The organism is Pseudomonas kurunegalensis (genome assembly GCF_030291635.1).
Lineage (GTDB): Bacteria > Pseudomonadota > Gammaproteobacteria > Pseudomonadales > Pseudomonadaceae > Aquipseudomonas > Aquipseudomonas monteilii.
The window spans coordinates 6,091,776-6,112,572 of sequence record NZ_CP127871.1 but is presented as its reverse complement, the minus strand read 5'-3'; the positions used below and the strand labels follow the sequence as shown (position 1 = coordinate 6,112,572).

General features: G+C 60.4%; 20 protein-coding genes. 9 read left to right on the top strand and 11 right to left on the bottom strand.

What is annotated here, in order from left to right:
* Window positions 1-9: 9 nt before the first annotated feature.
* Window positions 10-1,410, bottom strand: coding sequence for a dihydrolipoyl dehydrogenase (lpdA, locus tag QQ992_RS27845; protein ID WP_286111837.1), 1,401 nt, complete (start codon window positions 1,408-1,410; stop codon window positions 10-12).
* A gap of 207 nt (window positions 1,411-1,617) precedes the next feature.
* Here lpdA and cfaB point away from each other — a divergent pair, with 207 nt between their 5' ends.
* Window positions 1,618-2,802 carry a C17 cyclopropane fatty acid synthase CfaB gene (cfaB, locus tag QQ992_RS27840; RefSeq protein ID WP_105947124.1) on the top strand — a complete coding sequence of 395 codons (1,185 nt, stop codon included), beginning with the start codon at window positions 1,618-1,620 and terminating at the stop codon, window positions 2,800-2,802.
* A 36-nt stretch (window positions 2,803-2,838) separates the two neighbouring features.
* Here cfaB and cls read toward each other — a convergent pair whose 3' ends face one another.
* Window positions 2,839-4,278: a cardiolipin synthase gene (gene cls / locus QQ992_RS27835; RefSeq protein ID WP_286111836.1), complete on the bottom strand. Its 1,440-nt coding sequence runs from the start codon at window positions 4,276-4,278 to the stop codon at window positions 2,839-2,841.
* Between the two features lie 132 nt (window positions 4,279-4,410).
* On the opposite strand from cls, the gene QQ992_RS27830 reads away from it, so the two are divergent.
* Complete coding sequence (locus tag QQ992_RS27830; RefSeq protein WP_016712761.1) at window positions 4,411-4,938, top strand: DUF3617 domain-containing protein; 528 nt, start codon at window positions 4,411-4,413, stop codon at window positions 4,936-4,938.
* Here the strand turns inward: QQ992_RS27830 and folE2 are convergent.
* Both folE2 and QQ992_RS27820 read right to left on the bottom strand, forming a co-directional pair.
* The gene (gene folE2, locus QQ992_RS27825) at window positions 4,922-5,827 is read right to left on the bottom strand and encodes a GTP cyclohydrolase FolE2 (RefSeq protein ID WP_286111834.1); all 906 of its coding nucleotides are present in this window, start codon (window positions 5,825-5,827) and stop codon (window positions 4,922-4,924) included. The genes QQ992_RS27830 and folE2 overlap by 17 nt on opposite strands.
* Window positions 5,828-5,852: 25 nt before the next feature.
* The gene (locus QQ992_RS27820) at window positions 5,853-6,233 is read right to left on the bottom strand and encodes a glutamine synthetase (RefSeq protein ID WP_286111833.1); all 381 of its coding nucleotides are present in this window, start codon (window positions 6,231-6,233) and stop codon (window positions 5,853-5,855) included.
* A gap of 114 nt (window positions 6,234-6,347) precedes the next feature.
* Here QQ992_RS27820 and zigA point away from each other — a divergent pair, with 114 nt between their 5' ends.
* From zigA to QQ992_RS27805, 3 genes are read left to right on the top strand one after another with little or no spacing between them, the layout of a single operon-like run.
* Window positions 6,348-7,556 (top strand): zinc metallochaperone GTPase ZigA, encoded by a 1,209-nt coding sequence (zigA, locus tag QQ992_RS27815; RefSeq protein ID WP_286111832.1) that lies wholly within the window; start codon window positions 6,348-6,350, stop codon window positions 7,554-7,556.
* Window positions 7,553-8,179 carry a DUF1826 domain-containing protein gene (locus QQ992_RS27810; protein ID WP_286111830.1) on the top strand — a complete coding sequence of 209 codons (627 nt, stop codon included), beginning with the start codon at window positions 7,553-7,555 and terminating at the stop codon, window positions 8,177-8,179. The genes zigA and QQ992_RS27810 overlap by 4 nt, the downstream gene beginning before the upstream one ends.
* Before the next feature lie 40 nt (window positions 8,180-8,219).
* Window positions 8,220-9,191 carry a CobW family GTP-binding protein gene (locus tag QQ992_RS27805; RefSeq protein WP_286111828.1) on the top strand — a complete coding sequence of 324 codons (972 nt, stop codon included), beginning with the start codon at window positions 8,220-8,222 and terminating at the stop codon, window positions 9,189-9,191.
* Here QQ992_RS27805 and QQ992_RS27800 read toward each other — a convergent pair whose 3' ends face one another.
* Window positions 9,192-9,584, bottom strand: coding sequence for a DUF3301 domain-containing protein (locus QQ992_RS27800; RefSeq protein ID WP_016712755.1), 393 nt, complete (start codon window positions 9,582-9,584; stop codon window positions 9,192-9,194).
* Between the two features lie 120 nt (window positions 9,585-9,704).
* On the opposite strand from QQ992_RS27800, the gene pdxY reads away from it, so the two are divergent.
* Window positions 9,705-10,577, top strand: a complete 873-nt coding sequence (gene pdxY / locus QQ992_RS27795; protein WP_016712754.1) for a pyridoxal kinase PdxY — start codon at window positions 9,705-9,707, stop codon at window positions 10,575-10,577.
* On the opposite strand, the gene QQ992_RS27790 is transcribed toward pdxY, so the two are convergent.
* Complete coding sequence (locus tag QQ992_RS27790; protein WP_016712753.1) at window positions 10,574-11,059, bottom strand: acyl-CoA thioesterase; 486 nt, start codon at window positions 11,057-11,059, stop codon at window positions 10,574-10,576. The genes pdxY and QQ992_RS27790 overlap by 4 nt on opposite strands.
* Before the next feature lie 342 nt (window positions 11,060-11,401).
* Here QQ992_RS27790 and QQ992_RS27785 point away from each other — a divergent pair, with 342 nt between their 5' ends.
* Window positions 11,402-13,162, top strand: coding sequence for a cation:proton antiporter (locus QQ992_RS27785; protein ID WP_016712752.1), 1,761 nt, complete (start codon window positions 11,402-11,404; stop codon window positions 13,160-13,162).
* 156 nt (window positions 13,163-13,318) lie between these two features.
* On the opposite strand, the gene QQ992_RS27780 is transcribed toward QQ992_RS27785, so the two are convergent.
* The 4 genes from QQ992_RS27780 to zwf all read right to left on the bottom strand — a co-directional run bounded on the left by QQ992_RS27780 (window position 13,319) and on the right by zwf (window position 18,535).
* Window positions 13,319-13,726: an SMI1/KNR4 family protein gene (locus QQ992_RS27780; protein ID WP_019099164.1), complete on the bottom strand. Its 408-nt coding sequence runs from the start codon at window positions 13,724-13,726 to the stop codon at window positions 13,319-13,321.
* Between the two features lie 115 nt (window positions 13,727-13,841).
* Window positions 13,842-14,699, bottom strand: a complete 858-nt coding sequence (locus QQ992_RS27775; RefSeq protein ID WP_105947131.1) for a Tim44 domain-containing protein — start codon at window positions 14,697-14,699, stop codon at window positions 13,842-13,844.
* A gap of 110 nt (window positions 14,700-14,809) precedes the next feature.
* Window positions 14,810-16,996 (bottom strand): DNA helicase II, encoded by a 2,187-nt coding sequence (uvrD, locus tag QQ992_RS27770; RefSeq protein ID WP_110742042.1) that lies wholly within the window; start codon window positions 16,994-16,996, stop codon window positions 14,810-14,812.
* 96 nt (window positions 16,997-17,092) lie between these two features.
* Complete coding sequence (zwf, locus tag QQ992_RS27765; protein ID WP_286111825.1) at window positions 17,093-18,535, bottom strand: glucose-6-phosphate dehydrogenase; 1,443 nt, start codon at window positions 18,533-18,535, stop codon at window positions 17,093-17,095.
* A gap of 103 nt (window positions 18,536-18,638) precedes the next feature.
* Between zwf and hexR the strand changes: the two genes are divergently transcribed.
* Window positions 18,639-19,505: a transcriptional regulator HexR gene (gene hexR / locus QQ992_RS27760; protein WP_003253273.1), complete on the top strand. Its 867-nt coding sequence runs from the start codon at window positions 18,639-18,641 to the stop codon at window positions 19,503-19,505.
* 149 nt (window positions 19,506-19,654) lie between these two features.
* Window positions 19,655-19,873 carry a PA3496 family putative envelope integrity protein gene (locus QQ992_RS27755; protein WP_119371890.1) on the top strand — a complete coding sequence of 73 codons (219 nt, stop codon included), beginning with the start codon at window positions 19,655-19,657 and terminating at the stop codon, window positions 19,871-19,873.
* On the opposite strand, the gene QQ992_RS27750 is transcribed toward QQ992_RS27755, so the two are convergent.
* Window positions 19,815-20,777: a LysR family transcriptional regulator gene (locus tag QQ992_RS27750; RefSeq protein ID WP_286111824.1), complete on the bottom strand. Its 963-nt coding sequence runs from the start codon at window positions 20,775-20,777 to the stop codon at window positions 19,815-19,817. The genes QQ992_RS27755 and QQ992_RS27750 overlap by 59 nt on opposite strands.
* Between the last annotated feature and the right edge of the window lie 20 nt (window positions 20,778-20,797).

Sequence of the window (20,797 nt, the reverse complement as noted above, 5' to 3'; positions counted from 1 at the left end):
TTGTTCCTGTCAGATCTGCATTGCCATACCGTCCACATTCATCGCCGCCTGGCGCAATGCCTCGGAGCGGGTCGGGTGGGGGTGGCAGGTGAGGGCGATATCTTCCGCCGAGGCCGAGAACTCCATGGCCACGCAGAATTCGCCGATCATTTCGCTGACACTTGGGCCTACCAGGTGCACACCCAGCACCTCATCGGTTTCGGCGTCGGCGATAACCTTGGCGAAGCCTTCGGTTTCGTGGTTGATCTTGGCGCGGCTGTTGGCGGTGAAGGGGAACTTGCCGACCTTGTAGGCACGGCCTTCAGCCTTGAGCTGCTCTTCGGTCTTGCCCACGGTGGCCAGCTCCGGGCGGGTATAGATCACGCCAGGGATGAGGTTGTAGTTGACCTCGTGTGGCTTGCCGGCGATGCGCTCGATACAGGCCACCGCTTCGTCTTCGGCCTTATGTGCCAGCATCGGGCCGGAGGTGACGTCGCCAATCACCCAGACACCCGGCACGGATGTGCGGTGGTGTTCGTTGCCGAGCATGCCGCGCTTGTCGGTTTCCAGGCCTACGCTTTCCAGGTTCAGCCCTTTGGTATAAGGGCGGCGGCCGATAGCCACCAGCACATAATCGGCCTGCAGTGATTCTGCCGTGCCACCGGCGGCAGGTTCCAGCACCAGGCTCACGCCGTCGCCACTGGCGGTGGCCTGGGTCACTTTGCTACCCAACTTGAACGCCATGCCTTGCTTGGCCAGTGCCTTCTGCAGGGTCTTGGCGGTTTCCGTGTCGGTGCCCGGGCAAATACGGTCGAGGTATTCGATGACCGTGACCTGGCTTCCCAGGCGGCGCCAGACCGAACCCAGCTCAAGGCCGATCACACCGGCACCGATGACGACCAGGTGCTTGGGCACTTGCGGCAGGGACAGCGCACCGGTCGAGTCTATGATGCGCTGGTTGTCGATGGTCACGCCCGGCAGCGGGGTGGGTTCGGAGCCGGTGGCGATGACAATGTCCTTGGCCTGCAGCGCAGTTTCGCTGCCGTCTTCGGCCTTGACCACAACCTTGCCAACGCCATCCAGGCGGCCCCAGCCCTTGATCCAGTCCACTTTGTTTTTGCGGAACAGGTACTCAATGCCTTTGGTCAGCCCGGTCACGCTCTCGTCCTTCTGTTTCATCATCTGGGCGAGGTTGAGGGTGGGTTTCACTTCGATACCCAGGTGGGCGAACTCGTCGCCACTGGCGGCCTCGTACAGTTCGGAAGCGTGCAGCAACGCCTTGGACGGCATGCAGCCCACGTTCAGGCAGGTACCGCCCAAGGTCGAGCGGCCTTCCACACAGGCAACGGTCAGGCCCAGCTGGCCGGCGCGGATGGCTGCGTTGTAGCCACCAGGGCCACCGCCAATGATCACCACATCATAGGATTTCATGGGTTCAACTCCAGGATGAAGAAGCGCGAGAGGGGCACAAGGTTAAGCTGAGACGTTAAAATTGTATACAATCCTCTGTATGGATAAGATCAGTTGGTTCTAGACCATGGTCTCGTATAGAGGAAACCTCCCACGAATGAACTACTCTGATCCGGCGACGTTCGAAATATCAGGCGTCGTGGCCATATACGGACAGGAGGGTCGTTCATGCTTGCGCAACTTCCACCGGCACTGCAGAGCTTGCATCTGCCGCTGCGGCTGAAACTGTGGGACGGAAACCAGTTCGATCTGGGGCCAAGCCCGCAGGTCACGATTCTGGTCAAGGAGCCTCAGCTTATTGGCCAGTTGACCCACCCAAGCATGGAACAGCTGGGCACAGCATTCGTTGAAGGCAAGCTGGAACTGGAAGGCGATATCGGTGAAGCCATTCGTGTGTGCGATGAGCTGAGCGAAGCGCTGTTCACGGACGAGGACGAACAGCTGCCGCAACGCCGGTCTCATGACAAGCACACTGACGCCGAAGCCATCTCTTACCACTACGACGTATCCAACGCCTTCTACCAGTTGTGGCTGGATCAGGATATGGCCTATTCCTGTGCCTACTTCCGCGAACCGGACAACACGCTCGACCAGGCGCAGCAGGATAAATTCGATCACCTGTGCCGCAAGCTGCGGCTGAATGCCGGTGACTACCTGCTAGATGTCGGGTGTGGTTGGGGTGGGCTTGCGCGTTTTGCAGCACGCGAATATGACGCCAAGGTGTTCGGGATTACCCTGAGCAAGGAGCAGCTCAAGCTCGGCCGGCAGCGTGTCAAAGCCGAGGGCTTGGCCGACAAAGTGGAGCTGCAGATTCTCGATTATCGCGATTTACCTCAAGATGGTCGCTTCGACAAAGTGGTCAGCGTGGGCATGTTCGAGCATGTCGGGCATGCCAACCTAGCGCTGTATTGCCAGAAACTGTTCGGTGCTGTCAGGGAAGGCGGGCTGGTGATGAACCACGGCATCACCGCCAAACACGTCGATGGCCGTCCGGTAGGGCGGGGTGCAGGTGAGTTCATCGACCGTTATGTGTTCCCCCACGGTGAGCTCCCTCATTTGTCGATGATCAGCGCCAGTATCTGTGAAGCGGGGCTGGAGGTGGTAGACGTGGAAAGCCTGCGTCTGCACTACGCCAAGACCTTGCACCACTGGAGCGAAAACCTGGAGAACCAGTTGCACAAAGCCGCGGCGCTGGTGCCGGAAAAAACCCTGCGCATCTGGCGCCTCTACCTTGCAGGCTGTGCCTATGCGTTTGAGAAAGGCTGGATCAACCTGCACCAGATTTTGGCAGTGAAGCCTTATGCGGATGGCCACCATGACTTGCCATGGACGCGTGAGGACATGTATCGCTGAACCCCATGGCCGCCTCTGCAAGGGAGGCGGCCTTTCTCAAAGAATGGGTGAAATCAGCCGCGCAATCCGCATCCCCAATTGCTGTAGCCGATGTGTATCGCGGCTGTCCTCCGCAGTAATCTCCCGCGCCTGTTCAAAGTCATTGATCAGCATGTGTTCGACCTGGTCGGCGAAGCTGCGGTCGACTGTCAGCAGGGTGATCTCGAAGTTCAGCCGGAACGAACGGTTGTCCAGGTTGGCACTGCCGATCGCGCTGACCTCATCATCTACCAGCACCACCTTCTGATGCAGGAAGCCCGGCTGGTAGCGGAACATCCGCACACCCGCACGCACGGCTTCGAAGGCGAACAGGCTGGAGGCTGCATAGACGATGCGGTGGTCTGGCCGCGACGGGATTAGTACCCGCACATCGACTCCCCGTAATGCCGCCAGGCGCAGTGCAGCAAAGACCGCTTCGTCCGGGATGAAGTAAGGGCTGGTGATCCATACCCGCCGGGTAGCGGAATGGATCGCTTCGAGGAAGAACAACGAGCAGGTTTCCTGCGGGTCGGCGGGGCCGCTGGCCAACGCCTGGCACAGCACGCCGTTATCCGGGTAGGCATCCGGCAGAATCAGCGGCGGTAGCTGGCGCGTGGCCCAATACCAATCCTCGGCGAACGACTCCTGCAGGCAGGCCAGCACCGGCCCGCTGATCTGCACATGGGTGTCGCGCCAGGGCGACAGCTGAGGATGCTCTCCGAGGTATTCGTCCCCCACGTTGTGGCCGCCGATAAAACCGAGCAGGCCATCCACCACCACAATCTTGCGATGGTTACGGAAGTTCACCTGGAAGCGGTTGAACCAGCCGCGGCGGGTGGCGAAGGCATGAATCTGCACACCACCGTCGCGCAGTTGCTGGCTGTAGCTGGCCGGCAAGGCATGGCTGCCGACGCGGTCATACAGTACGAACACCTGCACCCCCTCGGCGGCCTTGCGCAACAGCAGTTGCTGCAGTGCCTTGCCGAGGGTGTCGTCATGGATGATGAAGAACTGCACCAACACCACATCGCGTGCCTTTTCGATAGCCGCGAAGATGGCATCGAATGTGGCTTTGCCATTGACCAGTAGCTTCACCTGGTTGTTCGCAAGGCAAGGCATGCGCCCGAGTTTGGGCATGGCGCGCAAGGCTGCGTAGCTTTCCGACTCGCGGGCGGTGAGGGCTTCTTCCACCCAAGGCCGCCAGTTGAGGTTGGCCATGGCCACGTGCATTTCCTGGTTGGCCTGGCGCCGGGCCTTGATGTAGGCATAGAACGAGCGGGCGCCGAAGATCAGGTAGGGGATCAAGGTGAGGTAAGGGATGAAGAACAGGGGCATGGCCCAGGCAATTGCGCCTTGGGCGGTGCGTACAGTGAACAGTGCGTGGAGCGCGGCGACGATACCCAACAGGTGGATAAGGCCGAGTAGGTAACCAAAAAAGTAGGGGCTGTGGTAATCCATATGCATCCTGCTTGCCGAGTACACTTGGGGTAACAGAACACGTTCCCGGCCCGCCTTGCAACCCGCAGGTGGATTTGGCGTCTAAGGCTCAGCCCGGCCCGCTTGGCCGGCTTTTCTCAGGAGCGTTCATCCATGAAGATTCGTCTGCCACTGTTGGCGTTGGCCCTAGGTATGAGCAGCCCGCTGGTACATGCCCAGATGCTGCAACCCGGCTTGTGGGAGCTGACCACCAGCAACATGCAGGTCGATGGCAAGCCGTTACCTGACATGGCGTTCATGCTCGGCCAGCTGAAAAACCTGCCGCCCGAGCAGCGTGCCATGATGGAAGGGGTGTTGGCCAAACAGGGGGTGACCGTTGGAGGAAATGGCGTGCGTTCGTGCCTGACGCCAGAGCAGGTGGCAACCAATGACATCCCGCTGCAAGACCCGAAGTCCGGCTGCACTCAGAAGATCACCGACCGTACCGGTAATGTGTGGAAGTTCCAGTTCAGCTGCCCGAAGGCTCAGGGCAGTGGCCAGGCTACTTTCCTCAGTGACCGTGAATTCACCACCCAGGTCAGTGGTACGTTCAACGCTTCAGGTGTGCAGCAGCAAGGCAGCATGAACACCCGTGCGGTGTGGTTAGGCAATGACTGCGGCGCGGTTAAACCGCGCAGCTGATATCCCATTGCCACTGGCTGGTGGCAACCGCGTCGTGGGCATGCAGGCTTTCTGCATGTTCCACACGCAGCTTGAAAGCGGTACTCCATTCAACTTGCCGCAGTGCCTTGTGCAGGCGTCGGGCGGCATCCTCACAGAACATCAAGTTTTGCCCGTTGGCCAAGGCGAAGGCTTGTTCGTCTGCGCGCTTCACTGCTGTCTGCACCGCTGTACCCAAGCTCGCCTCTATACGATCGATCAATTCGGTAATTGGCAGCACCTGCTGATTGCTGTGCAGGCGCACCTGAATCTGAGCATTGCTTCGCTGGCTATGGGGTGTAGCCACAATTCCTTCGGCACTGCCAAGCCATTGCAGAACGGCAGATTGATCAACCTGCTGCTCGCTGAAGTTCGCCTGAAACTGCTGTTGAATCAGCTGCCTTGCAAGCGCTGCCGAGCATGGGCAGGTTGAGGAGTAAGGCACGGAAACCGATAGTTCCACGTGGAACATTTCATTTTCAATGCGTGCATTGACGGTTACGGCATAGCTTTTCCAGCCTGCCAAGGGGCTGACCAAGGCAGGTCTTTTCAGCAGATGCTCGAAGCTGATTTGCAAGTAGGCAGCGGAAGACAGTCCGTCATGGCTGGACAGAAAATCTGCCAGAAGCTGCCTCATTGCCAGCGGTGTGAGTGGCTGGTGTTCCAATGACTCCAGTGCAAGGTAAAGCCGCGACATATGGATGCCGCGTGAACTGCCATCCACCAGGCTTACCCCTGCATCGACCTTGGCAGCTGCAGTGCGCCCTTCGAACTGCACAGGCAGGGCAATTCCGCACATGCCAACCCAGCTCAACGGCAAGGTGTACTTCTGGGTTTGTGCGGCGATGTCGGGGAGCTTGAGCTGGGTCATTTGGCTTTCCAGATAAAAAGAGGCATTAACGGCAACCGCCGATCAAGCTGCAATGCAGGTTGAAGCGCTGCCCGCTGGAGCTGGATACGCGGTTCAAAGTCGTCCAGCCAACACGGCGGCTGTAGCCCACCCAGGCCTCACCATCGCTGGCCAGGCCGGTGAAAAAGGTCAACGTGCCGTAGCGGCTGTTGGTTTGTGCCCATAGTCGCCGGGTGGCGTGGTCGTAGCCGCGCAGGTAGAACGTACTGCCGTCGGTGCGCACGCTGTAGTAACTACCTTTGCTGTCCTGGCAGACGAGCAGTGTGGCGCTTCGCGTACAAAGCGCCAGCGTAGTGGCTTGTGGCATGGCCAACAGCACGTTGGGCACAGCGAGCAACAGCAACGCCATGGCGCGTGACAGATACATGTTTTATCCCCGGTAAGCACTCGTCCGTCGAGAACGGCTTGGCGAAATTGTATTGTTACTTTATAACATTGTGCAATGCATCGTTTCGAATGCGTCCGCCTGAAGAGGTTCGCCATGCCCAATCGTCTCCCCGTCACCGTGCTGTCCGGCTTTCTTGGCGCCGGCAAGAGCACTTTGCTCAACCATGTACTGCGTAACCGCGAGAACCTGCGGGTCGCGGTTATCGTCAACGACATGAGTGAAATCAACATCGATGCCAGCGAGGTGCAGCGCAATGTGAGCCTCAACCGCGCTGAAGAGAAACTGGTCGAAATGAGCAACGGCTGCATCTGCTGCACATTGCGTGAAGACTTGCTTGAGGAGGTGGCGCGGCTGGCCGAAGAAGGGCGTTTCGATTATTTGCTGATCGAGTCCACTGGCATCTCGGAGCCACTGCCGGTGGCAGAGACATTCACCTTTCGTGACGAACAGGGCCGTAGCCTGTCCGACATGGCGCGCCTGGACACCATGGTTACGGTGGTCGATGGCTTGAACTTCTTGCGCGACTACCAGGCAGCAGACAGCCTGGCCAGCCGTGGCGAAACGTTGGGTGAAGAAGACGAACGGTCGATCAGTGACCTGCTGATCGAACAGGTCGAGTTCGCCGATGTGCTGTTGCTGAGCAAGATCGACTTGATCAGCCAGCATGAGCGTGAAGAACTCATCGCCATTTTGCGCAGCCTCAATGCACGGGCGCAGATCGTGCCCATGGTCATGGGCCAGGTACCGCTGGCGCGTATCCTCGACACTGGCCTGTTCGACTTTGACCAGGCAGCCCAGGCGCCGGGCTGGCTGCAGGAGCTGCGCGGTGAGCATGTGCCGGAAACCGAAGAGTACGGTATCGCGGCCATGACCTGGCAGGCCCGACGTCCGCTTCATCCACAGCGATTTTTCGACTTTATCCACACGCACTGGAGCAATGGGCGGCTGTTGCGTTCCAAAGGTTTTTTCTGGCTGGCCAGCAAGTACCAGGAAGCCGGTAGCTGGTCGCAGGCGGGCGGAATGATGCGCCACGGTCTGGCTGGCCGCTGGTGGCGTTTCGTGCCGCGCGAGCAGTGGCCGCAGGATGTGGATAACACTGGCGCGATCTTGAAACACTGGACGGCTGAGACCGGTGATTGCCGCCAGGAGTTGGTGTTCATCGGGCAGAACATCGACTTCGAAAAGTTATCCACAACCCTTGATGCCTGCCTGTTGACCGACCAGGAAATGGACTTGGGCCACATGGGCTGGTTGCGTTTGCCCGACCCGTTCGGCCCATGGCACGAGGAGGTAGCAGCATGAACTTGGCACACCGGCCTGTGGATATCTTTCAGGTGTTCGGCGAAAACCCCCAAGTGCTGACTGAGGTACTGCAGGATGGTGTGAACCTGGCCGTTTGGCGGCGACGCTTGCCGGCACAGCTGGAAGATTTTGCTGACCTGTTGATAAGTCTGGGTCAGCCCTTGGCTGATCAACGGGTAATCGATGTGGATGAGCAGCAAACACCGGTATTGCCCGATCTTATGCGTGAAGCGGCAGATTTACACGGCTATGAGGCGTTCGTTGCTGATGTGACCTGGCTGGTGGCGGCTTACACCTGCCTGGTTGGCGCTCGACGAGTCGGTTTGCGTCTGCGGGTACTGGCAGGCCCCATGTGCCCGCGTTTCCATGTGGATAACGTGCCGTTGCGGTTGCTCACCACTTACGTAGGCCCAGGCAGCGAGTGGTTGCGAGAGCAGGAAAGCCCGCGTGGGGAGTTACACACAGCTCAAATCCCTGTGGATAACATTCAGCATCTGCACGCTGGCGAAGTGGCCATACTCAAAGGCGAAAAGTGGCAAGGTAACGAAGGCGCAGGGCTGGTGCATCGTTCGCCGTCGGGCCAGCAGGGGCGTCTGTTGCTCAGCCTTGACTGGCTTGCCTGACAGCGCATAGTGAGGCATCACCATCGCTTGAAGCCATGCCATGCTGCAGAACATACCCACCCACGTGATTGCCGGCCCGCTGGGGGCTGGCAAGACCACCCTGATCCGTCATCTGCTGGCTCAGCGCCCAGCCCATGAGCGCTGGGCTGTTTTAATCAATGAGTTCGGCCTGGTAGGCCTGGATGCGGCCTTGCTCAGCCGTGACGAAGATGGCATCGCCATCGGGGAAGTCGCAGGCGGCTGCCTGTGCTGCGTCAATGGCATGCCGTTCCAGGTGGGCTTGGGTCGGTTACTGCGCAAATCCCGGCCTGACCGGCTGTTTATCGAGCCTTCCGGGCTGGGTCACCCATTGCAGTTGCTTGCTCAGCTGCAACAGGCCCCTTGGGCCGGAGTGCTGACAATCAAGCCCTTCGTGATGGTTGTAGATGCGCAGTCCATGGCGCGTGACGAGCCGCTTCCAGAGGCTCAACAGCAGGCTTTCGATGCGTCTGAAAGCGTGGTTTTCAACAAATCTGAAGCTGTGGATGAAATATGTAACTTGTTGATAACTAATAAATTTAAAGACAAGAAAATCATCTGGGCCGTGCAGGGGCAGGTGCCATTCTCAAGCCTTCCTGGCAGCCCTGAGCAGATTGTCGACAGCCCATTTGAGGAAAACCGGATTGTCGACAATCTTGAGAGTGGCCCAGGAATATTGTGGACAGACCCAGGTCAGCCTATCTGTCTTGCCCAGCAGGGGGAGGGAGGTTGGAGTATTGGCTGGCGCTGGCACCCGGGCCAACAGTTTTATCCACAGCGGGTACAGGCGTTCTTGCGCGCATGGCCCTGGCGTCGCGCCAAGGGAGTTATCCACAGCGTGGATGGCTGGCAATCATTCAATGGGCTGAGGGGAGACATGCCTGCCTGGCAGCCCAGCGACTGGCGCAGGGACACCCGTATCGAGCTGATTTTCGACCAGCCGCAATCTCAACCCGCACTGCAAGCCGGGTTGAGCGATTGCCGCGTCAGTTGATCAGTTGCGCCAGCGGTTGTGCTCCTGGCGCCACTGCTGCATTTCGATGACGTTGTCGGTGCGCGGTGGTGTCTTGATTTCGAACGGATAGGGTGCGAGTTCGATCTGCACACTGTGGGCGCCGAACTGGGTTACTGTGCCGGGATGGCGCTGCTCGCCGGTAACGGTGAACTCGAAGGCATAGATGCGCGCCAGGCGCTTGCGGCCGTTGGCATCGCGCACGAAGGCGATACGCTTGAGCGCGACGGCGTCGTCGAGCAACTCGAGGTCAAGCTTGGCGCAATGCTGTTTCACCCGTTCCAGGGCTTTTTCGCGCAACCCATGGTTGTGCCACAACCAAGCGCCTGCCGTGGCTACCAGCATCAGGACGAAGAGGTTCTCCAGGGTCAACATTTGCATATGCTCCAAACAGGTAGATCCAGCTTAACTGCGTCCCTGGCCTGTCGTACAGGTGGCAATCGAGTTCATACTGCGCTGCGCACAATCCTTGAAACAGCTTTGGAAACCTCCCGCATGAAACGTACCCCGCACCTGCTCGCCATTCAGTCCCATGTGGTGTTCGGCCACGCCGGCAACAGCGCCGCGGTATTTCCCATGCAGCGTATCGGGGTCAATGTCTGGCCGCTCAATACCGTGCAGTTCTCCAATCACACTCAGTATGGCCAGTGGGCCGGTGAAGTGCTTGCCCCGGCGCAAATTCCTGCGCTGGTGGAAGGCATTTCCAATATCGGCGAACTGGGTCACTGCGATGCGGTGCTTTCCGGCTACCTGGGCAGTGCCGAACAAGGGCGAGCGATACTGGCCGGCGTCGAGCGGATCAAGGCAGTAAATCCCAAAGCGTTGTACGTGTGCGACCCGGTCATGGGGCACCCGGAGAAGGGCTGCATCGTGCCCCCGGAAGTCAGCGAATTCCTGCTTGAGGAGGCGGCCGCCCGCGCGGATATCCTGTGCCCGAACCAGCTGGAGCTGGACAGCTTCTGTGGGCGCCGTGCGCAGTCGCTGGAAGACTGCGTGAATATGGCGCGCAGCCTGCTGCAGCGGGGGCCGCAGGTGGTGGTGGTCAAGCACCTGGCTTATCCCGGGCGTGCCGAGGACCAGTTCGAGATGCTGCTGGTGACTGCCGAGCACAGCTGGCTCCTGCGCCGCCCGCTGCTGGCGTTTCCACGTCAGCCGGTGGGGGTGGGCGACCTGACCTCGGGCTTGTTCCTGGCCCGCGTGCTGCTCGGCGACAGCTGGGTACAGGCATTCGAGTTCACCGCGGCGGCGGTGCATGAAGTGCTGCTGGAAACCCAGGCCTGCGCCAGCTACGAACTGCAACTGGTGCGGGCCCAGGACCGCATCGCCCACCCGCGGGTGCGCTTCGAGGCGCAATTGCTGGCGCTTTAAATGGCGTCGGTCTTCAGGTCCTGGTAGCGCTTTTCCAGCTCTTGGCGGATCTGCCGGCGCTGCTGGCCCTGCAGGAAGCGGCGCTTTTCTTCACTGCTTTGCGGCTGGCGCGGCGGTACCGCTACCGGGCGACGGTTGTCGTCGACCGCAACCATGGTAAAGAAGCAACTGTTGGAATGGCGTACCGAGCGCTCGCGGATGTTCTCGGTCACCACTTTGATGCCGACCTCCATCGACGTGTTGCCGGTGTAGTTGACCGACGCCAGGAAGGTCACCAGTTCACCCACGTGTACGGGTTCACGGAAGATTACCTGGTCGACCGACAGCGTCACCACATAGCTGCCGGCATAGCGGCTGGCGCACGCATAGGCCACTTCGTCGAGGTACTTGAGCAGGGTGCCGCCATGTACGTTGCCAGAAAAGTTGGCCATGTCCGGGGTCATCAGGACGGTCATGCTCAGCTGGGCGTTTCCAGGTTCCATAGTGTGCTCACGGTGAGGTTGCGCTGAATCGGGCGAATGGGGGGCGTTATCTGCTGACACTTCTGTTCCCCTCTTTTGAATTTGCCTTGCTGATACGGGACGTTGGCTGACGCCCCGCCGTCACGCTGATCATGCCATCAGCGGCGCTTTTCCAGCCGATCTGTTTCTGCATATTGCACCGGCTTTTTGCGGCGGGGTGCGATGTTAACCTGAGTACGCCCATGCAATATGGGCGTTCCTGCATTCAATACAGTATGTACTTGCTGCTCGCTCGGGTTTGCCTTGGCAGAGGAGCGGTCTGCCCAGGCATCCAGAAAAAGACGAGAAAAGGAGTATCACGCCATGCATGCCATCAGCTTCATCCAGGACCTGGCAGTCATCATGCTGGTCGCTGGCGTGGTCACCATTCTTTTTCATCGTCTCAAGCAGCCGGTGGTGCTGGGCTACATCGTCGCCGGCTTCATCATTGGCCCGCACACCCCGCCGTTCGGCCTGATCCATGATGAAGACACCATCAAGACCCTCGCCGAGCTGGGGGTGATCTTCCTGATGTTCTGCCTGGGCCTCGAGTTCAGCCTGCGCAAGCTGTTCAAGGTCGGCGCCACGGCGTTTATTGCGGCTTTCCTGGAAATCGTGCTGATGATCTGGATCGGCTTCGAAATCGGCCGCTGGTTCGGCTGGAGCACCATGGACTCGCTATTCCTTGGCGCCATCCTGGCCATTTCGTCGACCACCATCATCGTCAAGGCGCTCAACGACCTGAAGATGAAAAACGAGCGTTTCGCACAGCTGATCTTCGGTGTGCTGATTGTGGAAGACATCCTCGGTATCGGCATCATCGCCCTGCTATCGGGCATCGCTGTCAGTGGCACGGTCAGCTCCGGTGAAGTGTTCTCTACCGTCGGCAAGCTGTCGCTGTTCATGATCGTTGCCTTGGTCATCGGCATCCTGCTGGTACCACGGCTGCTGGCCTATGTGGCCAAGTTCGAAAGCAACGAGATGTTGCTGATTACCGTGCTGGGCCTGTGCTTTGGCTTCTGCCTGCTGGTGGTAAAGCTGGAGTACAGCATGGTACTGGGCGCCTTCCTGATTGGCGCGATCATGGCTGAATCGCGCCAGTTGCTGAAGATCGAACGCTTGATCGAGCCGGTACGCGACCTGTTCAGCGCCATCTTCTTCGTAGCGATTGGCCTGATGATCGACCCGCAGGTGCTGATCGACTACGCCTGGCCGATCGTGGTCATTACCTTGGCGGTGGTATTGGGCAAGATGCTGTCCTGTGGCATGGGGGCGTTCATTGCCGGCAATGACGGGCGCACGTCATTGCGGGTGGGCATGGGGCTATCGCAGATTGGCGAGTTCTCGTTCATCATCGCCGCGCTGGGCATGACCCTGCAGGTGACCAGCGATTTCCTGTACCCGGTAGCGGTCGCGGTATCGGCAATCACCACGCTGCTGACCCCGTACCTGATTCGCGCGGCCGACCCCTTGTCGCAGAAGCTGGGCAATGTGGTGCCTGGCCGTCTGGCGCGGGTACTCTCCTTGTATGGCGAGTGGTTACGCAACATCCAGCCGCAGGGCGAGGGCGCCATGCTGGCGGCGATGATTCGGCGCATCCTGTTGCAGGTGGGGGTGAACCTGGCGCTGGTGATCGCCATTTTCTTCAGCGGTGGTTACTTCGCAGGGCGCATTGGCAACTGGCTCAGCGAGTGGGTCAGCGATGCCAGCCAACAGAAGGCGCTTATCTGGGGGGCGGCGTTGTTGCTGTCGCTGCCCTTCCTGATCGCGGCCTATCGCAAGCTCAAGGCACTGTCGATGCTGTTGGCAGAGATGGGCGTTAAACCGGAAATGGCCGGGCGGCATACCCAGCGGGTGCGGCGAGTGATCGCCGAGGTGATCCCGCTATTGTCGCTGTTGGTGATTTTCCTGCTGCTGTCGGCGCTTTCGGCAAGCATTCTGCCAACCAGCGAGTTGCTGCTGGTGATTGCCGTGGTGGCTGCGGTGGTGGTGGCCCTGCTGTGGCGCTGGTTCATTCGCGTGCACACGCGCATGCAGATTGCCTTGCTGGAGACACTGGAGAACAGCCGCGAGAATTCGCACTGAAGGGGGCAATGCTCCCTGCGCAAGATTTCACCGTCGTCCGAGGGGATGGAGCGGTAGCGATGTCGCCAGGCGCAGAAAGCCTGGCGATATTAACTGCATTGATGGCGCTATGCCATTATTTTTCCTGTGCAGGTAGCATTCAAGTAACGGCTGGAATCAGCTCTCCAGCCAGACATCCCGCGCCCAGTGCCACACCGATTCCCAGCTGTCTTCACCGACAATCTCGTCTTCCGCTTCCCACAACACCACGGTGCCGTCTTCTTCGACGCAGTAGTAGTTGTCGCCGTCCTGGCACAGCGGAATCAGGTCGCGCGGCACGCCGGCATCCCAAGCGTTGGCGGCGACGTCGGGCAGGTAGGTATGCGACTGTGGATCGGTGACAGTCACCGGTTCCAGCGAGCCATACACCACGTCACTGACGGTCAGTAGAAACTCTTTGAACACGAACGGAATGTTGATGAACAGCTCTTCTTCGATTTCGACCAACTGGTCCTCGTCGGGAAGCTCAAGGGGCACCGGTACTGGCTGGTTGGCTTCACGGAGTTGTTCGATCACTTCTTCCACGGTTCACTTCCTCTGACCTAGATGACAACGCTGCGCGTTATACCCTAGTAGGCCACTCTGGCAAAAGCAAAAACCCCAGGACAGCGCCTGGGGTTTTTTGTGCAGCATGCAGCGGTTAGCCGTTTTGACGGATACCGGCAACCAGCCAAGGCTGGTTTTCGCCCTGGGCGCGAACCATGTGCCAGCTTTCGCTGAACACTTCGCCCTGGTCGAAGCGCGAGTTCTTCGACACGCCACGGAAGGTCAGGGTGGCATCGGTGCGATCGCTGCGATCGTCTACACCGTCCAGCTGCACTTCGAGGTTATCGATGTAGGTGGACTGGAAGCCATCACCCAGTTCAGCACGCTCACGCTTGAGGAACTCGAGCATTTGCGGGGTGACGAATTCGGCGATCTTGTCCATTTCGTTGGCATCCCAGTGCTGCTGCAGCGACTGGAAGTGGTTACGGGCAGCAGCCAGGAAGCTTTGCTCGTTGAACCAGGCCGGGGCATTGATCACCGGGGCGGCAGCGGCAGCAGGTGCGGCCGAACCACCGAAGATCGACGGCTGGGCAGGCTGAGCGTGAGCCTCACGCTGCATTGGCGCATGGCCTGGCATGGCCATTTGCGGCTGCTGCTGGCGGCGGCGAGCGGCGATGAAACGGAACACCAGGAAGGCGATAAGCGCCACGATCAGGAAGTCCATGATCTGGAAGCCTTCGAAACCGTCACCCATGAACATGGATGCCAGCAGACCACCGGCGGCCAGGCCTGCCAGTGGGCCCAACCAGCGCGAAGCACCGCTGGCGGCCGGGGCTGCACGGCCAGGTGCGGCGGTCGGCGCGGCGGCAGGCGTGGTTGGCGTAGCCTGACGGGTCTGGTGGATAGGCGCGGAGCCCGAGCTCTTGCCGCCGCCGAAACGCTTGGCGTTGGCGTCCAGGCTCAGCGTCAGGCCGACGCAGAGCGCCAGTGCGATGCTAAGAAAACGTTGCATAAATGGGATATCCCCTGTTGTGGATTGCACGCGCGTCATGGTGCACAGGTTCCCGTGCACATGACCAGCGACAGAGTGTTTCGAGCTTTTGCCTGAATGTTACAAGGCTGCTACAGGGCCTCGAGCTTGGCATACCCCAGCATCAGCCACTTGCTGCCTTCGGCAAAGTTCACCTGTACCCGCGCCTGCGCGCCGGAACCCTCGAAGTTGAGGATCACGCCTTCCCCGAATACCGCATGTTGTACACGCTGGCCCAGGTTGAACGCGGTCTGCGGAATGCTGGCATTGGCGAACAGGTTGCTGTTGGTGGCCGTCTTGACCCCACCGAACGGGCGGCTGACGCTGTTGGACAGCCGCACTTCCTGGATCAGGCCCGCCGGAATTTCACGTACGAAACGCGACACCTTGTTGTAGGTCTCGCTGCCATACAGGCGACGTGTTTCAGCGTAGGTCATGACCAGCTGGCGCATGGCGCGGGTAATTCCCACATAGGCCAGGCGGCGTTCCTCTTCGAGGCGGCCGGGTTCTTCCAGGCTCATCTTGTGCGGGAACAGGCCTTCTTCCATGCCCACCAGGAACACGTAGGGGAACTCCAGGCCCTTGGCGCTGTGCAGGGTCATCAGCTGGATGCTGTCTTCGTGCTCGTCGGCCTGGGCATCGCCGGCTTCCAGCGAGGCATGGCCGAGGAAGGCCGAAAGCGGCGATAGATCGGCGTCTTCGTCGGTGGATTCGAAGTTGCGCGCCGCGCTGACCAGTTCCTCAAGGTTTTCTACCCGTGCCTGGCCCTTTTCACCTTTTTCTTCCTGGTGATAGATGATCAGCCCGGATTGCTCGATGGTGGTCTGGGTCATGGTATGCAGCGGCATGTCCACGACCTTGGCGGCCAACCCCTCGATCAGCTCGATGAAAGCCCCCAGCGCACTGGCGGCGCGGCCTTTGAGGGCCTTGGCGGCGAGCAGCTGGCACATGGCGTCCCACATCGATGCCTGGCTGTGGCGGGCGTGCTCGCGGATGGCTTCGACGGTTTTCTCGCCAATGCCGCGTGGCGGCACGTTGATTACCCGCTCCAGGGCAGCATCGTTGCCGCGCCCTTCGATCAGCCGCAGGTAAGCCATGGCGTTCTTGATTTCAGCGCGTTCGAAGAAGCGTTGGCCGCCATAGATACGGTAGGGAATGCGCTCGCGCAGCAGGGCTTCTTCCAGCACGCGCGACTGGGCGTTGGAGCGGTACAGGATGGCGATTTCGTTGCGCGCATTGCCCTGCTTTACCAGGCTCTCGATGGTTTCCACCACGTAGCGCGCTTCGTCGTGCTCGTTGTAGGCCGCGTACAGGGTCAGCGGTTCGCCTTCGCCCATGTCGGTCCACAGCTCTTTACCCAGGCGCCCGCTGTTGTTGGCAATCAGGGCGTTGGCCGCCTTGAGGATGCCGCCGGTAGAGCGGTAGTTCTGCTCCAGGCGGATCATTTCGGCGTCGGGGAAGTCGGCGGTGTACTGGTGAATGTTTTCGATCTTGGCACCGCGCCAGCCGTAGATCGACTGGTCATCGTCGCCCACCGCCATCAGGCTGGCACCCCCGCGCGCCAGCAGGCGCAGCCAGGCGTACTGCACGGCGTTGGTGTCCTGGAACTCGTCTACCAGCACATGCTGGAAGCGCCGCTGGTAGTGCTCAAGCAGGCCCGGGTGGTCGCGCCACAGGTCCAGGGCGCGCAGCAGCAGCTCGGAGAAGTCGATGACCCCGGCACGCTCACACGCCTGTTCGTAGGCGGTATAGACGTCACGCATGGTCGCCAGGAACAGGTCGCCACCGGCCTGGATATGCTGCGGGCGCAGGCCTTCGTCCTTCTGCCCGTTGATGAACCACTGTGCCTGGCGTGCCGGCCATTTCTGTTCGTCCAGGCCCAACTCGCGCATCACCCGCTTGATCAGGCGCTGCTGGTCGTCACTGTCGAGAATCTGGAAATTCTGCACCAGCCGCGCTTCCTGCCAGTGGGCCCGCAGCAAGCGATGGGCCAGGCCGTGGAAGGTGCCGACCCACATGCCCGCCGGGTTGATCCCCAGCAGTTGCTCGATCCGCTGGCGCATTTCGGCTGCAGCCTTGTTGGTGAAGGTCACCGACAGGATCGAGTGCGGCGATGCCTGCTCCACCTGGATCAGCCAGGCGATGCGGTGCACCAGCACGCGGGTTTTACCGGAACCGGCGCCGGCAAGCACCAGTTGACGCCCAAGCGTGGCCGCTACGGCCTGGCGTTGGGCATCGTTGAGGGAATTCAGCAGGAGGGAGAGGTCGTCTGTGTGCATCGGGCCATTCTAGGGCGCGGCAGGAAATGGGGCAAACCTCCACTGTATAAATATTCACCTTGGCGCATGGCCGTTCATCGACCTGATGACAGTAGGTCAGCCATGCCAGTGCCTGCCATGACGCGCCAGCAGGCTGTTGGCTTGCTCTGGCCCGTTACTGCCCGCCGGGTAAGGGCGTGGCGCCTGAAAGTGCTCTTCGCAACCCTTGATGATCGGGTCGGTCCAGGCCCAGGCTGCTTCCACTTCATCGCGGCGCATGAACAGCGTCGAGTCGCCCTCCAGTACATCCAGCAGCAGGCGTTCGTAGGCTTCCCAGCGGCGGGTCTGGCTGAACACCTGGGCCAGGTTCAGGTCCAGGTCGACCGGTTCCAGGCGCATGCCCTTGCCCGGGCTTTTGGTCATCATGCGCAGGCTGATGCGTTCCTCCGGTTGCAGCTGGATCAGCAACTGGTTGACCTGGCCACCGTTGAACAGCTCGTGGGGTACCGGTTTGAACTGAATGACGATTTGCGACGAGCGCCGTGCCATGCGCTTGCCGGTGCGCAGATAGAAAGGCACGCCCGCCCAGCGCCAATTGTCAATGTGGGCTTCGAGGGCAATGAAGGTTTCGGTGTCGCTGTCGTTGTCGACATCCTTTTCGAAGTAGTAGGCCGGCACTTTCTGGCCGCCGATGTGCCCGGCGCCATACTGGCCGCGCACGGTCTTGTCCTGCACATCCTGGCCGGTGATCGGCTTGAGGGCGCGCAGGATCTTCACTTTTTCGTCGCGTACCGCTTCGGCCTCGAACTGGGCGGGGGGCTCCATGGCCACCAGGCACAGCAGCTGCAGCAGGTGGTTCTGCAGCATGTCGCGGATGGCCCCGGCGCGGTCGTAGTAGGCGCCGCGGTTCTCTACACCCAGCGTCTCGCAAACGCTGATCTGTACGTGGTCGACCTGATTGTTGCGCCACACCGGCTCCAGCAGGGCATTGGCGAAGCGCAGGGCCATCAGGTTCTGCACGGTTTCCTTGCCCAGGTAGTGGTCGATGCGAAATACCTGGTTTTCCTCCAGCACTGCGCCAATCGCTTCGTTGATGGCGGTAGCCGATTCCAGCGAATGGCCGATCGGCTTTTCCAGCACGATGCGCGCTTCGGCGTCGGCCAGGCCGGCGTTATGCAGGTGTTTGGCAATCGGTACGAACAAGTTGGGGGCGGTGGCCAGGTAGAAGATGCGCGTCAAGCCGCCAGGTTCGCCCAGGTAGCGCGCCAGGCGGCCGAAGTCGGCGCTTTGCGAAGCATCCATGGCGAAATAGTCGATCCGCGCGGAAAACCGCTGCCAGACCTCTTCTTCGAAGTCGTTGCGGGCGATCTGTGCCCGGCAATGGCGTTCGGCGAGCTTGAGATAATCGTTACGTGGCAAGTTGCGGCGCGCCAGCGCGATGATCCGCACGGCAGGGTCAAGACGGGCCTCGCGAAACAGGTGGTAGAGCGCCGGAAGCAACTTGTGCAGGGCCAGATCACCGGTGCCGCCGAAGACCAGAATGTCGCAAGGAATAGTCAAACCGCCACTCTCCACGTTCGTTTAACTGGGCGGGTTGGCGTCCATGTAGTATAACTACAAGAAAGCTACAACCCGGCCAGCCGATCATAACCGAGTCCAGCCTGTGAATCTGTTGCAACATATCGCCCAATCGCGCCACCTGCTGCGCAAATCGGAACTCAAAGTGGCCGACCACGTGCTGCTCGACCCGGCTGCCGTCATGCACAGTTCCATGGCCGACCTGGCACACAGCGTGGGTATCAGTGAACCGACCATCGTGCGGTTCTGCCGGGCGATCGGTTGTTCGGGCTTTCAGGACCTCAAGCTGAAGCTGGCGCAGAGCCTGGCAGCGGGGGCCAGTTTCGGGCAGTTCGCCATCCATGAAGACGACTCGGTTGCCGACTACAGCCTGAAGATCTTCGACACCACCCTGCATACCCTGATGGAGGTGCGTGAGCACCTCGACCCGCAGGCGCTGCAGCAGGCGGTGAGTGCCATGGCCCAGGCGCAACGTGTGGAGTTTTATGGCTTTGGCGCGTCCGGTGCGGTGGCGGCCGATGCCCAGCACAAGTTCTTCCGCCTGTTGCTCAGCGCCGCCGCGTATTCCGACCCGCACATGCAGGCGATGTCGGCGGTTACCCTGAAGCCGGGTGATGTGGCGGTGTGCATTTCCCAGTCGGGCCGCTCCAAGGACTTGCTGATCACCGCCAACCTGGTGCGTGAGAGCGGTGCCAACCTGATTACCCTGTGCCCCAGCCAGACGCCTCTTGCCGAGCTGTCGACGGTCAACCTGGCGATCGACGTGCATGAAGACACCGAAATCTACACGCCGCTGACCTCGCGTATTGCCCATCTGGTGGTGATCGACGTGTTGGCCATGGGCGTGGCCATGGCGCGTGGGCCGAGCCTGGTCAATCACCTGAAAAGCGTTAAACGCAGTTTGCGCAGCCTGCGTTTGTCGCCCAAGTCGATCAAGGCTACAGACGACTGATTGCAACCTGCACCGGCCTCTTCGCGGGCTTGCCCGCGAAGAGGCCGGTACAGGCAGCGAAAATTCATGATTCTGTCACCATTCCACAGCCAAACCGTAAACCATCCAGTCCAGTCTGAAACTCCCGCATCCTATCTGGGAGACAGGCAATGGCACGTGACCACGAAGGTACTTACCAACCCAACGCCAAGGCTCGCAAGCAGCAGGAAAAGGATCAGCGCCGCATGGAATACCGTCGCGCGATCGAGGTCTACTGCGATCAACGCCAATTGCTCCGCGACCTGGCAGACTACCCCGAGCTGCAAGCGCTCACGGTATGGCAGACGTCGTCGGCAGCTTCCCCGAAAAGCGCTCAACAAGCGCGCTGATCAACGCACGTTCGCTGCGGATGAACGCCAGAAATGCCAAGGCCACCGGCGATTGTCGCTTGGCCTTGGCCTGTACCACGCACCAGCTGCGGTACAGCGGCAACTCCTCCACCGGTAGCTCTTTCAGCACGCCCGTGGCCAGCTCCAGGTTGACCGCATGGCGGGTCAGCAGGGCGATACCGAGGCCGGCGATCACGCACTCGCGCTGGGCATCGGCCGAGGCCACTTCCAGCGTCTGGGTAAAGTGCACGCGCTTGTCCTTGAAGTACTCCTCGCACGCCTTGCGTGTGCCCGAACCTTGCTCGCGGACCAGCAGGGTATGAGGCTCCAGGTCCTGCAGGCGCAACTGATCCAGTTTGCACAGCGGATGCTCGGGCGGTGCCACCGCCACGATCGGGTTGTTGAGGAATGGCAGAAACTCCAGGCCCATGTCCTGCGGCACCATCGACATGATGATCAGGTCGTCGCGGTTATCCGAAAGGCGGCGAATGGCCTGGGCGCGGTTGACCACCGTCAGGGTCAGGTTGACCTCCGGGTGACGCTGCTTGAAGGCGGCGAACAGGTGTGGCACGAAGTACTTGGCACTGGACTCGATCGCCAGTTTCAGCTGCCCCTGCAGTGAGCCCTGCATGTCCGACAGCTGCATGTCCAGGCTCTCCAGCCGCCCGAAGATGTCGCGGCTGGCGCGTTGCAAGGCTTCGGCCGCCTCGGTCAGGTACAGCTTCTTGCCTACGTACTCGAACAGTGGCTGGCCGATCAGCTCTTCGAGCTGGCGGATCTGTAGACTAACGGCGGGTTGCGTCAGTGCCATCTCCTCTGCCGCGCGGCTGTACGAGCGCAAATCGCACACCTCGTTGAAGATCTGCAATTGACGCAAAGTCATACGCATCAAGGACTTACGCATTTTTATCGGCTCGTTGGCAA